The sequence below is a fragment of the Parabacteroides sp. Marseille-P3160 genome (assembly GCF_900162725.1).
Classification (GTDB): domain Bacteria; phylum Bacteroidota; class Bacteroidia; order Bacteroidales; family Tannerellaceae; genus Marseille-P3160.
This window is the reverse complement of the sequence record NZ_LT799418.1, coordinates 1,867,562-1,884,817: the sequence shown is the minus strand read 5'-3', so window position 1 is coordinate 1,884,817 and position 17,256 is coordinate 1,867,562. Positions and strand designations below refer to the sequence as shown.

Below are 17,256 nucleotides of genomic sequence, written 5' to 3'. Positions count from 1 at the left end.
ATGTATAGGATAACGTTTGTTAAACAAGTCTTTCTTTCCTGCCTTTTTGCACTCTACGGCCTATTAAACCTTACTGCCGCCGCAAAGGATTATACGATTCAGACGATTCCCAACGTACGGTTAACGGACCGGGAAGATCATGTCAGCAACCCGGATTCCATTCTGTCGGAAGATCACATAAAACAGATCAATGCGCTTCTCAATGAATTGGAAGATAGCCTAAGTATCGAAGTCGCAGTCGTGGCGGTGAAAAGCATCGGAGATCAGGATGCGCGGGAATTCGCAACCGAATTGTTTAATTATTGGGGATTGGGTAAGAAGAATAAAGACAATGGGTTATTAATCCAATTAGTGACCGAACCTTCCCAGCGTTCGGTAGTGTTTGAAACAGGTTATGGCATCGAGGCTGTATTACCGGATGCCATTTGTTTTCGGCTGCAACAGACCTATATGATCCCAGGGATGAAAGCCGGTGACTATAGCGGCGGCATGCTTCATGGCGTTTCTGCCGTACGCGATTATCTGTTGGCCAGCGACTATGAACGTGCCGAAATGATAGGAGACAGTGGAAAGGAAACGTCTATGGATGATTCGTTCCTTCCGTTTTTATTTATTTTTCTCGCACCGATGCTGTTCATTATTGGCATAGTCATCGCCCGGCTGGTACCCAGACGTTGTCCCAGATGCAATAAGAGAGGATTGATCGCTGTGAATCATGTCATATTGAGACGACCTACCTACTATTCATCCGGTTTACAGGAAGTCACTTACCGTTGCAAATTTTGCGGTTATACGGAGAAAAGAACGCAGAGAATCAGCCAACTACAACGTTCGGGAGGTGGAGGTTTCGGCAGAGGCGGAGGTTTCAACGGAGGTCACTCCGGTGGCGGATCCTGGGGGGGTGGACGCTCCGGTGGCGGCGGTTCTATCAGCCGCTTCTAAAAACAAAAACAGCCGTTAACAAATGATGCTAACGGCTGTTTTCTATATAATTCACATTCCGGATTCAACCTCCGAATGATAAAGTCACCATCCCGGATTCTGAACCAATCCAGGAGTACGTTTCAGCTCATCCTGCATGATCGGGAATAAATAAGATTTAGGCGTTTCAAAAACACGTTGATCGGCAACTTCGATACGTTGCATCTTGTATTTCTTACCATTCACCTCTATTTTTCCATTCGGATCTTCTACCGGCTTCATTCCATGTGACCAACGCTGTGTCTTAGGATAAGGCCAGCTATTTACACCGGCATAGGACTTTTCTTTTGCCAGCTCCGTTGCATCATCCGCTTCGAGATACAAACGAGTATGCCAAATCCGATGGTTCTCATAAAATAACTCTACTCTACGCTCACGTTGGATATAGTCGTTCATAACTGCCTTATCGGTTTTAGCTGCCGGTGGAATCGGCACCATAAAAGAGCGGGCACGAACCGTATTCAGAAGATCATAAATTTCCTGGTTAGGACCGGTTGTTTCGTTAACAGCTTCACAATACATATAGATAAACTCCGGAAGTCTCCAGATGGCCGGAGCGTTAATTACATGCGATCCGTTCCCCTTTACCCAACCATCTTTGTAAAATTTGCGCAGATAGTAACCGGTATGGGAAGAAGTGCTTAAATAGCTGGCTCCTAATGCATCATTTCCCTCTGCCGTATTTAATACGGCATTATTGTAAACAGACCCATGATAACGGATATCGCGATAAAAGCGAGGATCCCGTTTAACGCTTTCATACGGATTTTCATCATCGTATCCATCCGACTTCGACCGGCTGGAATAAACCGGGTAACCATATCCGTCAGGAGCAATATATTCATATTCGTCTACCTGTTCCTGTAAAGGTCGTTGACGGGCATGGCCACCTTGAGTAGGAGGTAATACATCTCCTGACCATCCGGTATCCTTATCTCTCGTCACAAACCAGACCCATTCTTGTTGGATCGCTTGCATATCATAAGCCATATTCCACAGGCGTTTGTAAACCTTACTTTTACTTGTGTTATTCCCGTTAAGGTCACCGAAGTCATTCGCATCTGAGGTCGTATAAAGGCTGTAACGCAAAGCACCGGAATTGTCTCTAGCCTCCAAGACTGCTTTAGCCGCTGTTTTTACAGCTTCCCAACGGGCGGCATTGTAACCATATTCATCTTTAAACATACGTGTATCATTAGGAAAATTACCGCCATTCCACATCGGAGTAGCAGCAATCCAACGTGCCATTGCTTTCAATCCTAAACAAGCCCCTTTGTCTACACGTCCAAAGCGACTCCCTCCATTAAATGCATCTACACGTGCATAAGCTTCATCCGCATCCTGACAAATACGTTCTACAACTTCATGAGCAGAAAGCTTAGAAAAATTCATTTCATCATTCGGTTGGACAACATAATCCACATAAGGAACTTCTCCATAAGCTCGCAATAATAGAAAATGTAAATAGCCTCTTAAAAAATAAGTTTCTCCGACACGGCGATTAATATCTCCTTCACCTCCGGATTCGGGATTATCAGGTGTATTATATTTAGCCACCCCTTCAATAATAATGTTCGCTTTTCTTATTTTGGTATACAAATCCCACCAATACTGCCCCACACTGCTTCCTGTCGGCATTCCTTGTGAAGGCCCATAGTTTCCAATATTAAATTGGTGAGGAATAGAGTTTTCATGGCTACTGGCACTACATTCATCGGTAATAGCAGAAGCTGAAAAGTGATTAAAAAATAATAAGGGTCTATTTGCACTCTTAGCATTTGCATACAAATCAGTCACTAAGTTATCCACATATCCATATCGAGTAAATATATCTTCTTCATTTTTCTTATCGTCCGGCGTCCGATCCAGATAATCGTCACAAGATATTATAAATAAAGAGCTTAACAAAAGCATTACTAATAAATATATCTTATTCATTTCTTTTAGATTTAATCGTTAATAGGTAATATCAATTCCGAAATTTACAACACGCTGAACAGGGAACCAATCGCCTACACCTTCTTTGATTTCAGGGTCAACATCCAGATCGTCCAATTTATCGAAAGTCAGCAGATTCAATCCCTGAATATACAACCTTACATTCTGAAGACCTGCAAAACGAATCGTGTTTTTAGGCAAAGAATATCCAATTTCTATATTTTTTACTCGAATATAAGAAGCATCGTATAATGCTAAGCTACTATATTGATTCTTATTGTTATCGTTTGTTCCATAAGTTAATCTCGGATAAGCTGCCACATCTTTGGTTGCTTCCGTCCAGCGATTCAGATGCCATTTTTTCACTTTACCGATCTGATCCTGATAGTAGGAAGGAAAATCGTATACAGCCGCACCATACAATAAAATGCTGGCATTCGTGGCGCCTTGGAACAAGACGGTAAAATCTAATCCTTTGTAAGATAAACTAATCGGCAATCCGAATTGTATTTCCGGGTTTCTCGGAAAACCACTGTAGGTTCGATCATGTAAGTCATCAATAACGCCGTCTCCGTTTAAGTCTTTATATACCACATCTCCCGGATACAACTTTCCCCATGGCTGAAATCCACTGCCTTCATTCATTGCATTCAGCTTGTCAGCTTCCGCCTGGTCATAAACAAAGTGATCGACTTTATAGACAAAGTGCTCTCCAATGCGCCTCCCTGTATTTTGTCTCCATTCGTCATCATAAAAAATCTCATTCATGAATTTAATTTTGTTACGGGCAAACGTAAAGTTCGGTTTAATAGAATAACGGAAATCATTTCCAATACGTCCATACCATCCAATCTCAAAATCAATACCGCGGTTATCCACAATACCGGAATTAATAAAAGGAGCATCTTTTCCAACAATATCAGGGAAACCTAACTTATCGCCGCCGCTCAGGCTGGTAATAATATCATACCGATGTTCGTAAAAGAAATCGGCGGATAAAGTCAACCGATTGTTAAAGAAGGACGCATCCACTCCAATGTCCAATTTACGGGCTTTCTCCCATGTTAAATCAGGGTTAGCGAAATTCCCTTCCGATAAGCCAGTATAAGCATTACCAAACTGGTCTATGCCAAAACTATAACCACTTCCACTCTGGTAAAATTGCAAATAAGCAAAACGATCGTCATTATTATCCGAGATTTTATCGCTACCGACCAATCCATACGATGCCCTTAATTTCAAATGATCCAACCATCTTTTGCTATCTTCCATAAATTTCTCCTCTGTAAGCACCCAACCAATGGAACCGGCAGGGAAGAAACCATATCGTTTCCCGGGAGCAAAGTTTTCAGAGCCATTATAACCGACATTAAACTCGGCCAAATATTTGCTGTCATACGCATAGGTTGCACGACCGGTTACCCCCTGATAACGATATTCCACCCGGTTATCATAGGTACGGGTAGAGCGGTTAAACAATATTAAACCGGAGACGTCATGCTTGTCGCCGAATGTACGAAGATAATCCAGTTTCAATTGGTAGTAGGTTTTACTTTCAGTTGCATTATGTGAAAATCCATTACTGATTGTTTCATCCGTATCGTACCAGGGATTTCCTAATTTATAAGGTCCGTCGTATGTCGTATTATTGATATAATAGGAACCATTTGTCCCGATAGTAGGTTGAAAAGTGGCATATCGTCCATAAACGGCATATCCGTCAGCTCTTGTCTCAAGCATACGCCTAATCCAGCGTCCTTCTTGTGCATCGTAAGAGAAGACGCCTTCTATTTTTAATCCTTCCGTAATAAAGTTCAATTTGTGTGCTAACGCAAATGAACCATTTAAAGAAGTTTTCTTTTCATTCAGATACCCATTTCTTGACAATTCGCCTAAAATATTATAACGGTGTTGCGCATCTCCATACAATAATCCGTATGGATTACTCAACACATACGCTTCATTTGCCGGATTTCCATTATCAGGAAGCGTAATTGGTAAATAAGGAGGTTGTGTATTGGCAATATAAACAAGTTTTGCAGCTGTTGTTCCCGGAGCATTCCGATCCGTAATACGCGCTCCTAAATCCACTCTCATGGTGAAATCTTTTGTTATATCGACATCTACATTGGTACGAAAGTTATATCTTTGAAAAATTGCTTGAGTATCATATTGGGTCAAATCAGTATGTTTATAATTCCCACTTTGTTTATAGTAATTACCCATCACATAATAACGGGCCCTATCGGAACCTCCACGGACAGACAAGCTATAATCTTGCTGCGTCCCTGTTTTAAAAGCGTAATCCGTATAATCCCAATCATAACCTAAACCATCGGAATTATCTCCTTTCGCTTTACGATAATTGGCAATCGACTCTTCACTAAACAAAGTCAGATTAGACGGATTTACTCCCGGATTGCTATTGATCATTGCCTCATTATACAAAGTAGCATAATCCGCAGATCCCAAATAATCCGTAAGGTTTATCGGCTTGTTCAGTCCGAATGAAGCTTTAAAGCTAACGGTTGCCTTTTCCTGAGCTTTTCCCCGTTTCGTTGTTATGATAATAACTCCATTGGCTCCGCGAACCCCATAGGGCGCTGTGGCCGAAGCATCTTTCAGAATCGTAAATGTTTCGATCTCTTCCGGAGCCAGGTAAGACATATCGCGTTCCACTCCATCTACAATAACAATCGGAGAACTATCGCCATAAGTACCCATACCGCGGATTTTAATATCCGAGATATCTACACCGGGTTCTCCACCGTTAAACTGATTTACCATCAAACCCGGCATACGTCCGGCAAGTGCATTATTCAGGTTAGCAGTCGGGCTCTGTTTCAAATCTTTCGTCGTAATGGTCGAAATGGCTCCGGTTATGGTCGCTTTCTTCTGTGTTGTATACCCTACGACAACGACCTCTTCCAGCGCTTTCGTATCTTCTACAAGAACGACATTTAATTCCGTTTGCCCTTCCAGTTTTATGTCTTTCGGTTGAAATCCGACATACGAGAAAACAAGGCTAGCATTAGCATACGGGGCAACTATCTCAAAGTTTCCATTCATATCGGTCATTGTCCCGACAGTACCTCCGCTCCCTTTAACCGTAACATTAACACCCGGTAGCAAGTCTCCGTTTTGATCCCGTACTTTTCCTTTGATCCTTACCTCTGATTGATTCACTGTAGAATTTTTAAAGCTTTGATCTTTCGGATAAACCATCACTTGTCCATTTTCAACTTTAAAATTACAATTTGAATTAGCCAATAAATGATTCAGAGCCTCTTCCAATGTTGAGTTTTTTGCGTCCAAACTCACAATAGCATCTTCATCCAACACATTATTAGAATAAAGGATCCTTACATCGGCCTGCTGTTCGATCAGGTCAAGCGCATGCTTCAAGGTCGTATTATTCACTGATAACGTAATTTGTGATTTTAACAAATTAGCATTTGCAGACAAGGATAGAAAACAATACAACACTAATGCTGCAAGGTATCTCCATCGTCTTCTTTCTTGAGGAAAACTTTTTTTCACTTGATTTTCATTCATAATAATTGATTTAAATTGTTAAATACTAAAAGTGATTTGCTCTGTAATTACATAACGATATTACTTTTTCTCTATCTGATAAAATGTCTGTCTTTGGGGATCATAATGAGAAACTAAAATATGCATCACGACATCTAATGTTTCATCTGCCGAGTTTCTCAGATCTAAACTCCCCGATATCAAATGGTTTTTATATTCCGATTTTAAAAGTTTGATTTTTATATTATATACCTTTTCCAACTTATACAATATCTTAGATAAGGGCTCTCTATTAAATCTCATCACTCCGTTTATCCAGGAAGTATAATAGTTAACATCCACCATTTGCAGATTCTCTTCCCCGGTAGTATTGGAATAAGTATACAATTGAGAAGGCACTAATTCTATCTTTCCTGTGTTTCCATCCAAATTAACTTTACCGGAAACCAATACTGTTTCAAACCGGTTCGTTGTCTTATCGACCCATATATTAAATTGAGTTCCTACTACTTCGACTGACTTATAGACTGTTTTTACGATGAACTTCCGGTTCGGATCTTTCATCACCTCGAAATAGGCCTCCCCTTCCAAATAGACCTCACGTTGCCTGGAAGAAAAGGCGGAAGGATAGACTAAATAGGTTCCGGAGTTAAGATGTATTTTAGAGCCGTCAGACAGAATCAAAATCGAACGCTTTCCGTAAGGAACGTGAATAGTATTCAATTCAGCAGCCACCTCTTCCTGAACAGCTAAAGTATCATTAATCAATACTTGTCCTTTATTTGTGTAGGAGATAACCGCCGAAGAATCCATAAGCTTAATTTGTTCGTCTCCACCGACAGTTAATGTAATCTCTTTTTGATTTGTAATTCCACTTACTATTTTTTCATAATCGATTTTATCTTTTTTAGTAAATGGCAAGAATAGAAATAAACAAATGGCAGCAGCTATTCCACAAGCTATCGAAAAGGAAAGTTGTATACGGTTCGGTTGCTTTTTCCGTATTTTTTTCATGATAAGGCGTACCTGCTTTCGATCTACTTTTTCTTTCTGCATTGCGCGATCAATCTGAACAGATGCCCAAACAGACTGAAGTTCATTCAGATAGCGTCTATACTTCTCATCGGACTCTACAAGTCGAAGTACCTGCCTTTTCTCTTCGATCGAACATTCCTCTAAAATAAATCGTATGAGTAAATCGTCATCCATATTGTTCCTCTTTATTATGAGCATTTAGAAGAGGAACAACTTTTAGAAATTTTACCCTAACGAGAAAATGTTAATTTTAAATGAAATGAAAAAATAATTTTATTAATAACGTAAAGTACAGATTAGAACAACAAGAGACAATTAAGTAATCAGGGCAAACTCCTGTTATGTTATGGTTGTGTTATGTTATGGTTGTGTTATGTTCGGCGGAAGCTCGAGCTTCCGTCGGTGATAAAAGCGAGGCTCCCGCCTCACAATGATTATCCTTTTTTTAAGGATAGGAAAGGTTGCAGCTTTGCTTCCAAATTTAAAAAGAACATTACGCGGATAATCACATTATGCTCCTAAAATCAATTAGTTATTGAAATTATTCTTTATATAAAGTAAAAGCAGCAGATAAAGCAGATGTACAGAATAGTCGGAAGAAAGATCATCCCGAAGTTGTTTTAAGGCTTTATTAATATGAAATTCTACAGTTTTAACCGATAAGTTTTGGCGAATGGCAATTTCCCTGTTTTTAAGTCCTTCATATCGACTCATTAAAAAGATTTCCCTCGTTTTAGCAGGCAAACGGTTGATTGAAGCTTCCAATGCAAGATGCAGCTCTTTCATAATCAGAATCTCAAGCGATTCATCTTCTAATATATTAATATTAGATCGCCGGTAAATGGATGACTCATCTAATACATTAATATCTACGGTTTGCAATTTCAGGCTCTTCAAATAGTTTAGACATTTATTCCTATTTATAATCATTAAATAAGTAATCAAACAGGTATCATCATGTAAGTCTGCCCTTCCGTCCCACAAAGCAATAAATGTGTCTTGCACAATTTCTTTCGCAACTTCCCTTTCTCTTATATAGATAAGAGAAAATTTATACAAACGCACCCAATAAGATTCAACAATCTTACGAAAGACTCTTTCATCTCCATTTTTTAATTGTTTAATAGAAAATTCCATATGCTTCTCTTAAAAACAACGTTACTCTTCTCTCTTAGAGGTTATCGCTTGCAATAGCAAATGATTCAAATTCTATCATCAGATATCTTAAGTTAGCGAAGTTAGCAACTTTCCTCTTACACTAATCAAAGAAACTGTTTAAATTTTATGACTTATTTACTAAGAGCCATTTTAAAATAAATTTTTTACGTTCATCAAGGTTCGTCCCCATCAAAAAGGCGGAGGCGATTCCTTAGGGTTGTGATTTCGTGCTGAAGCTCATCGATCCGGCTCAGTAAGTGATGGATGGCATCGATGCCTTCTATATTGATCGATAAATCATAATACATCCGGGTGTATTTCTCCACCTCGTTGAGTTGGGAAGTCGGTAAGTATTGCTCGCCATCCACTTCGTTTAGTTCAATCAGTCCGTATTCTTCCAATAAAGAAACAAAGGAAGGTTCTATTTCGCTTTGCCGACAATATTCGCTGACAATAATTAAATCCGTTTGCATACTTTTCTCCTTTTAACTTAGACTTCGTAATTCTTCGAATAACTCTTTTTGCCGTTTTGTCAGATTTACAGGCACATCGACCGTATAGGTCACGATTAAGTCGCCAAAACGGCCGTCTTCTTTATAGACGGGGAACCCTTTCCCTCGTAACCGCACTTTCGAATTGCCCTGTATACCCGGCTGTACCGTCAATTTGACCTTTCCATCCAATGTATCTATGATCTTTTCACCACCAAGCACGGCGGTATAAAGATCCAGGGGCGCCGTAACGTATAAATCATCTCCCACCCGTTTAAATACCGGATCTTCCGAGATGATAAAAGTGATATACAAATCCCCGTCCGGTCCACCATTCGTTCCCGCTCCGCCCTGGCCTTTCAGCTTGATTACCTGGCCATCGGCTACCCCTGCGGGAACGGTGATCCTCAGGTTCTTCCCATTCACCGTAAGCACCTGTTTATGCGTCTTCGCCGCCTCTTGCAAAGTCAGGTGCAACTCAGCCGTATAATCTGTCCCCCGAAAACCGGAACGCCCCCGGCTGCTTTTCCTGCCGGAGCCAAACAATGATTCGAAGAAATCAGAATAATCTCCTTCTCCTGATGAAAAATGATAGGAGCCGCCGCCAAAATCAAAGTCGCCAAATCCGGTGCTCCCTCCTCCCTGCTGAGCCTGCTGCCTTTGAGCTTCGAATTCATCCGCATGTTTCCAGTTCTCGCCGTATTGGTCGTATTTTTTTCGTTTTTCCGGGTCGCTCAACACTTCGTTCGCCTCGTTAATTTCCTGGAAACGAAGCTTTGCCTCCGGATTATTCGGATTCAAATCAGGATGATACTTCCGCGCCATCTTCTTATAGGCCTTTTTGACGTCCTCCTGTGAAGCCGATTTGTCTACATTTAAGATTTTATAATAATCTATATATGCCATAAATTTTTATTTGTTTATATTTTTCAGCCTTTCCTTTTCATCTACAAACTCTTTGCCAAAAACGACATTTCAAAGAAATAGTCTATCAGATAAAGGATGTGAACCGTGAAATCCGTATTCCAAAGTAATCTTTGAATTGCCCAACAAACAACCATCTCTCATGGCAAATATAACATTCTTTTCTTAAAATTCAGAAATGCCGACGCATAAATCGCGCTATCACTTGCATCCATCCGTCGCGTCAAACAGGAGGTGCCAGGAACGATGCAATCATCAAACATTCTTTCATCATTTTCAAGCAGATCGATCGAAATTTACAAAAAAAAAGCAGATTGCCGCCTTCGGAGGCCGGCAAGAGAGGACGCACCCACCTCTTTTGAGTATTTATCCTTTTTACTTGCAAAACGTCAATCTTTTATTTATCAGCACTCATTAATAAAAACAATAGACTATTTTATAAATAAAAATGCATATATTTGCTAAGTTCTTCTTGCAGAGACTCGTTATTTGCTATTTTTTATATCACCAAAAAATCATTCGTATGAGAAAACTTTGTTATTTTCTTGCCGGAATGGCAATGGTTATACTCTCCGTCTCCTGCAGCGGATCGAAGTATAAGTATGAATCAGTTCCCAACGATCCGTTGAAAGCCCGTATCTACACACTCGATAACGGATTGAAAGTCTATTTGTCCGTGAACAAGGACAAACCCCGTATCCAGACATTTATAGCCGTCCGCGTCGGCGGGAAAAACGACCCGGCGGAAACAACCGGCCTGTCCCATTACCTGGAACATCTGATGTTCAAAGGGACGACCCATTTCGGCACGACCGACTATGAGGCAGAGAAGCCCCTGCTGGATCAGATTGTACAATTATTTGAAAAACACCGTGCAACGACCGATCCTGCGGAACGAAAAGCCATTTACGCCCAGATCGACAGCATTTCGCAAGCCGCTTCCAAAATCGCCATTCCCAACGAATATGACAAATTGATGTCCGCCATCGGCTCGCAGGGAACCAACGCTTTCACCTCATACGACCTCACCGCCTATACGGAGAACATCCCTTCCAATGAGATCGAAAACTGGGCCAGGATAGAGGCCGACCGTTTCACAAATCCAGTGTTCCGCCTGTTCCATACCGAGCTGGAAACCGTATATGAAGAATACAACATGAGCCTGACAAGGGACGGAAGGAAGGTATATGAAACGATGCTCAGTTCTTTATTTACTCATCATCCTTATGGGAAACAAACCGTGCTGGGCAAGGGAGAACACCTGAAAAATCCTTCGCTCGTCAATATCAAAAAGCATATCGAAACTTACTATGTCCCGAATAACATGGCGGTCTGTATGGCCGGAGATTTCGACCCTGATTCCGTGATCGCGGTGATCGATAAATATTTCGGCTCTATATCGGCAAAGGAAGTACCGGAACTGAAGGCGGAACCGGAGACACCGGTCACGGCTCCGATCGTGAAAGAAGTAGTCGGGCTGGAAGCTGCCAACCTGGCCATCGGTTACCGCACGCCGGCCGCCAATACGAAGGACGCCGCCACGCTGGATCTGATCAGCTCTCTGCTTTATAACGGCAAAGCCGGATTAATCGACCTGAACCTGGTGCAAAAGCAAAAGGTGCTGCGCGCGAACGCTTACATGATGGCTTTCTCCGACTACGGTGTATTCCAATTGTCCGGCACCCCGAAACAGGGACAGAGCCTGGACGAAGTCCGCGATTTATTGCTCGGACAGATCGAAGCGCTGAAGAAGGGCGACTTTAAGGACGACCTGCTGGAAGCCGCTATCAACAATTACAAACTGGACCGCTACTACCAGGCGCAAGAACCGGAATACGCCGCTTACCTGTTTCTGGACGCCTTTATCAACAAACAGGATTGGAAGGATCAGGTGAACAGGATCGATTACCTCTCCAAGCTGACCAAGCAGGACATAGTAGACTTTGCCAACAAGACATTCGGCAACAACTATGCCGTCATCTATAAAAAAGAAGGCAAGGCCGATGAAGAAAAGATAGAGAAGCCGCATATTACGCCGATCGCTGCGAACCGTGACGAGGAAAGCAAGTTCCTGGCGGAAATCAAAACAAGGGAAGTTAAACCCATCGAACCGGTATTCCTTGATTATAACAAAGACCTGGGCAAGCTGAAGATCAAGCAGGAGGTTCCCTTGCTTTACAAAAAGAACGAAACAAATCCGTTGTTCTCGCTTACCTACGTCTTCGAAATGGGAAATAACAACGACAAGGCGCTGGGAACGGCTTTCAATTACTTGAATTACTTGGGAACGTCGACCAAGACAGCCGAAGAGATCAAAAGCGAACTATACAAACTGGCCTGCTCCTTCGGAGTATCGGCTACCGACGACCGCGTTTATGTCTATGTAAACGGACTAAGCGAAAACTTCGACAAGGCGCTTCAATTACTGGAGGAACGGCTCGCCGATGCGAAAGCCGACCCGGAAACCTACGCCAACCTGACGAAAGATATTCTGAAACGGCGAGCGGATGCCAAACTGAACCAACAGTCCAATTTCAGCATGTTGCGGAATTATGCCTTCTGGGGTTCCCAGTCACCGGCGACAAACATCCTCAGCGAAGCAGAACTGACGACCCTGAACCCGGAAGAGTTGGTTACCCGCATCAAAAACCTGAAGAACTACGAACACAAGGTCTTGTATTACGGCCCGCTCTCCGAGAAGGAAATCACCAAGAAGTTAAATGAGAAGCACGCCCTGGCCGCCACCTTGCAACCCGTTCCTCCGGCGACCAAGTTCATCGAACAGGATACCAAAGAAAACCAGGTATTGCTTGCCAACTATGATGCCAAACAGATTTATCTGGCGATGGTGCATAAGGGAGGCGGATTCGACCGTTCGATCGAACCGGTGCGGACACTTTATAATAATTATTTCGGTGGGAACATGAACAGCATCGTCTTCCAGGAAATGCGCGAAGCGCGTGGTTTAGCTTATTCTGCGGGAGCCGGCTACAACCGTCCTTCCAAACCGGATCGCTCCTATTACATGACGAGTTTCATCGCCACCCAAAGCGACAAGATGAAAGAAGCTATCGAAGCATTCAACGGGATACTGAATGAACTGCCGGTATCCGAAAAAGCCTTTGGCATCGCCAAGGAGAGTATCCTGACTGACATCCGCACCGGACGGATCTTGCGGGAAGATGTCCTCTGGAATTACCTGGACGCACAGGAATTCGGTTATGATACCGACTCAAGGATCGAACTGTTTGAGAAAGTGCCGGCGTTGACCCTGGATGGCGTAAAGAAGTTCCAGGAGAGCTATATCAAAAGCAAGCCGTACACCTATTGCATCCTCGGCAATACGAAGAACCTGGATTTGAATGCACTGAAGAAGATTGGCAAAGTAACCACCCTGACCCAGCAAGAGATATTCGGCTATTAAGCCTATTCGTGCGTGGGAAGAAAATTAAAGAAAGCTGCGTTTGGAGATGTCCGGACGCAGCTTTTTTATTATTTTTACCCTCAAATTGCACCGAGATATGGCAGAAAAAGGAATTCTCTTAGTGGTAGATGACAATAAAAGCATACTGACTACCGTACGCCTGTTGTTAACTCCCTATTTCGACGAAATTATCACCAGCCCGAATCCCAACCAAATTCCCATGATTCTTCGCGGTGAAAAGAAGATCGACCTGGTTCTACTCGACATGAATTTCTCGACCGGGATCAATAACGGAAACGAGGGATTATTCTGGTTGTCGGAAATCAAGAAGATCACTCCGGCCGTACAAGTCGTTCTTTTCACCGCTTTTGCCGACATCGACTTGGCGGTAAAGGGAATCAAGGAAGGGGCGGCGGATTTTGTCGTCAAGCCCTGGGATAACGCCAAATTGATCGAGACCATGCAAGCTGCCTACAACCTACGTACCGGGAAAGCGGTAAAGAAGAAAAGGGAGGAGAAAGAAGACCGCGAAAACGGTATGTTCTGGGGCGAAAACAAAGGGATGCAGCAACTACATATCCTAATAGAAAAAGTAGCCCGGACGGATGCAAATATCCTGATTACGGGAGAGAACGGTACAGGAAAAGAGATGCTGGCCCGCGAGATTCACCGCCTGTCCGGCCGCCGGGAAGAGCAGCTGGTATCGGTGGATATGGGCGCCCTGACCGAGACCCTCTTCGAAAGCGAACTTTTCGGACACGTCAAAGGAGCCTTTACGGACGCCCGGACCGACCGGGCCGGAAAGTTTGAAGAGGCGGACAACGGGACGCTCTTTCTCGACGAAATAGGGAATCTCTCCTATCACTTACAGGCGAAGCTCCTGACGGCTATCCAAAACCGCAGTGTCGTCCGTGTAGGAAGCAATACCCCTATCCCGGTATCCATCCGCCTGATCTGCGCGACGAACCGGAACCTGCAGGAGATGGTAAAGCAGGGAACCTTCCGCGAAGACCTTCTCTATCGCATTAACACGATCCATGTGGAAACCCTTCCCCTTCGGAACCGGCCGGAAGACATCATCCCCTTTTCGGAAATCTTCCTTCGGAAGTATTTATCCCGCTACAACAAACCGCCCAAAACGTTTGCAGAAGAGGCCAAAACGCTTTTGCAGGAACAACCTTGGCTGGGAAATATCCGCGAACTGGAACACGCCATCGAAAAGGCAGTGATCATCTCCGAAGGCAGCCGGATCGAAGCCCGTGATTTTGTCTTTCCCAAACGGGAAGAATCGCCTCAATTGCCGGAAGCCACTACACTGGAGGAGATGGAATGCCGGATGATAAAAAATGCACTCGAACAGTGCGAAGGTAACCTTTCCATGGTGGCCAACCGGTTGGGGATCTCGCGACAGACCTTATATAATAAACTTAAAAGATACGAATTATAATGCCGGTTAAATTGACTAACAGCTTTAGCTTCCACCTCCTTCTCGTTCTGGCGCTTACCGCAGGACTCACCTGGTCCGTGTGCGTAAGGGCATGGATACCGGCCGCGATCCTATTCCTTGCGGATCTCTATGCCGTCTTCCGGCTTTTCCGTTTCTACCGGCAATATACCCGGAAAATCTCCTACCTCTTCGATGCTATCGAAAACGGAGATTCGGCATTCCAGTATGCCGTCGATAAGCTGCCGTCCGCTTCCGACCGCATAACGATCCAGTCCCTGAACCGGATCATCCGAATCCTCTCCGACGCCAAAGCGGATATTGTGCAGCGGGAAAAGTATTACGAGCTGATTCTCAACAGTGTGAATACCGGCATCCTGGTGACCGATGACAACGGATACGTTTACCAGGTCAATAATGAGGCCATGCATCTGTTGGGACTGAATATCTTTACGCACGTAAAACAACTTTCGCGCATCGACAAGAAACTGGAGATGTTGATCGAAAACATCCAACCCGGCGAAAAACGCCAGGTTTCGTTTTCACATGAACGGGGAACGGCCAACCTGTCCGTCCGGGCCTCCGGAATGACTCTTCAGCAGAAGCATGTCCGCATTATTGCGATCAACGATATCAACAGGGAACTGGATTATAAGGAAATTGATTCATGGATACGATTGACCCGCGTCCTGACACATGAGATCATGAACTCGATCACGCCGGTCACCTCCCTGAGCGAAACCCTCCTTTTCCGCTATGCGGATGTGAACAGCGAGGTCAGGGAGGGCTTGGAAGTCATTCATTCGACCGGCCAGGGACTGATTTCCTTTGTCGATTCCTACCGCCGGTTTACCCATATTCCGACGCCGGAACCTTCGTTATTCTATGTCCACAAATTGATTGAACAGGCCGTAACGCTTGTCCGGGCCGACCGCAAACATCCGAATATTTCGATTTCAACTGTGATCGAACCGGAAGACCTGATCATCCATGCGGACGAAAAGTTAATTTACCAGGTGATTATCAACTTGCTGAACAATGCAATGCAAGCCATCGGGGACCAACCGGACGGGGCGATCTGCATCCACGCCTATTGCAATGAGGAAGAAACGGTGCTCATCGAAATCAGCAACAACGGCCCGGCCATCTCACCTAAAGAGGCTGAGGAGATTTTCATTCCCTTTTTTACCACCAAAAAGGGAGGCAGCGGAATCGGACTTTCCATATCTCGCCAGATCATGAATCTTTCGGGAGGCAGCCTGACGCTCCAAAACAATAAAGAAGAGCCTCTGACGACTTTCGTTTTGGCTTTTAACGACTGAAAAATCGAGTATACTCGATTTTTGAGGCCATTAAAACAGATTGAGGAAAAATTATGTACTTTTGTTTTCTGATAAGGCAAAACGATTTATTCTATCCTATATTTTAACAATGACAACAAATAAAAATGTAGCCAAGCTACTGCTTCACTGCCCGGACCAACCTGGAATTATTGCTGAAATTACGAATTTTATTCGCGTAAACGGAGGAAACATTGTCTATCTGGACCAATATGTCGACCGGGTGGACAATTTATTTTTCATGCGCCTGGAATGGGATTTGGCCGGATTCATTATTCCCAAAGATAAAATCAAGGATTATTTCGATACGCTTTACGCCCGTAAATATACGATGGAATTCCGTCTCTATTTCGCCAACGACACTCCCCGGATGGCGATTTTCGTTTCCAGGATGTCCCATTGCCTGTTCGATCTGCTGGCACATTATACGGCCGGCGAATGGAATGTGGAAATTCCGTTGATCATCGGTAACCACCCCGACATGCAGGAGACGGCGGATCGTTTCGGCATCCCTTTCCATCTTTTTCCCATTGACAAGGATAATAAATCGGAGCAGGAACAAAAGGAGATGGAACTATTGGAGCAAAACAAAATCAACTTCATAGTCCTTGCGCGCTACATGCAAATCATCTCCGAGCAGATGATCGAAAAATACTCGAACCGGATCATCAATATCCATCACTCTTTCCTCCCGGCCTTCATCGGGGCGAAACCTTATCACGCTGCATTCAGCCGCGGAGTCAAGATTATCGGGGCGACCAGCCACTACGTAACTTCGGAGTTGGACGCCGGCCCGATCATCGAGCAGGACGTCACCCGAATCACGCATAAGGACGCCGTGGATGATTTGGTTAATAAAGGGAAGGAATTGGAGAAGATCGTGCTCTCTCGCGCCGTACAAAAACATATCGAACGGAAAATCCTTGTTTACAAAAACAAGACCATCATTTTTAGCTGAGATTTCCGTCCGATAACGCTTTGCCGAGG

11 protein-coding genes are annotated in these 17,256 nt (G+C 43.7%); 5 read left to right on the top strand and 6 right to left on the bottom strand.

All coding sequences use genetic code 11. The features are described from left to right. Window positions 1-942, top strand: coding sequence for a TPM domain-containing protein (locus tag BQ8014_RS07440; RefSeq protein WP_080903823.1), 942 nt, complete (start codon window positions 1-3; stop codon window positions 940-942). An 84-nt stretch (window positions 943-1,026) separates the two neighbouring features. On the opposite strand, the gene BQ8014_RS07435 is transcribed toward BQ8014_RS07440, so the two are convergent. The 6 genes from BQ8014_RS07435 to BQ8014_RS07410 all read right to left on the bottom strand — a co-directional run bounded on the left by BQ8014_RS07435 (window position 1,027) and on the right by BQ8014_RS07410 (window position 10,043). Beyond that, window positions 1,027-2,919: a RagB/SusD family nutrient uptake outer membrane protein gene (locus BQ8014_RS07435; protein WP_080903822.1), complete on the bottom strand. Its 1,893-nt coding sequence runs from the start codon at window positions 2,917-2,919 to the stop codon at window positions 1,027-1,029. Window positions 2,920-2,937: 18 nt separating this feature from the next. Beyond that, window positions 2,938-6,474, bottom strand: a complete 3,537-nt coding sequence (locus BQ8014_RS07430; protein ID WP_080903821.1) for a TonB-dependent receptor — start codon at window positions 6,472-6,474, stop codon at window positions 2,938-2,940. Window positions 6,475-6,534: 60 nt separating this feature from the next. Next, window positions 6,535-7,662 carry a FecR family protein gene (locus tag BQ8014_RS07425; RefSeq protein WP_080903820.1) on the bottom strand — a complete coding sequence of 376 codons (1,128 nt, stop codon included), beginning with the start codon at window positions 7,660-7,662 and terminating at the stop codon, window positions 6,535-6,537. 354 nt (window positions 7,663-8,016) lie between these two features. Next, the gene (locus tag BQ8014_RS07420) at window positions 8,017-8,625 is read right to left on the bottom strand and encodes an RNA polymerase sigma-70 factor (protein ID WP_080903819.1); all 609 of its coding nucleotides are present in this window, start codon (window positions 8,623-8,625) and stop codon (window positions 8,017-8,019) included. A gap of 194 nt (window positions 8,626-8,819) precedes the next feature. Continuing rightward, window positions 8,820-9,119, bottom strand: coding sequence for a chaperone modulator CbpM (locus tag BQ8014_RS07415; RefSeq protein WP_080903818.1), 300 nt, complete (start codon window positions 9,117-9,119; stop codon window positions 8,820-8,822). A gap of 12 nt (window positions 9,120-9,131) precedes the next feature. After that, window positions 9,132-10,043, bottom strand: coding sequence for a DnaJ C-terminal domain-containing protein (locus BQ8014_RS07410; RefSeq protein ID WP_080903817.1), 912 nt, complete (start codon window positions 10,041-10,043; stop codon window positions 9,132-9,134). A 541-nt stretch (window positions 10,044-10,584) separates the two neighbouring features. Here BQ8014_RS07410 and BQ8014_RS07405 point away from each other — a divergent pair. The 4 genes from BQ8014_RS07405 to purU all read left to right on the top strand — a co-directional run bounded on the left by BQ8014_RS07405 (window position 10,585) and on the right by purU (window position 17,227). Then, window positions 10,585-13,485, top strand: coding sequence for a M16 family metallopeptidase (locus BQ8014_RS07405; protein WP_080903816.1), 2,901 nt, complete (start codon window positions 10,585-10,587; stop codon window positions 13,483-13,485). 97 nt (window positions 13,486-13,582) lie between these two features. Further along, window positions 13,583-14,932 carry a sigma-54-dependent transcriptional regulator gene (locus BQ8014_RS07400; protein WP_080903815.1) on the top strand — a complete coding sequence of 450 codons (1,350 nt, stop codon included), beginning with the start codon at window positions 13,583-13,585 and terminating at the stop codon, window positions 14,930-14,932. Beyond that, window positions 14,932-16,251: a sensor histidine kinase gene (locus tag BQ8014_RS07395; RefSeq protein ID WP_080903814.1), complete on the top strand. Its 1,320-nt coding sequence runs from the start codon at window positions 14,932-14,934 to the stop codon at window positions 16,249-16,251. Before BQ8014_RS07400 ends, BQ8014_RS07395 begins: the two co-directional genes overlap by 1 nt. Before the next feature lie 109 nt (window positions 16,252-16,360). After that, window positions 16,361-17,227, top strand: a complete 867-nt coding sequence (gene purU, locus BQ8014_RS07390) for a formyltetrahydrofolate deformylase (protein ID WP_080905870.1) — start codon at window positions 16,361-16,363, stop codon at window positions 17,225-17,227. Window positions 17,228-17,256 lie beyond the last annotated feature (29 nt).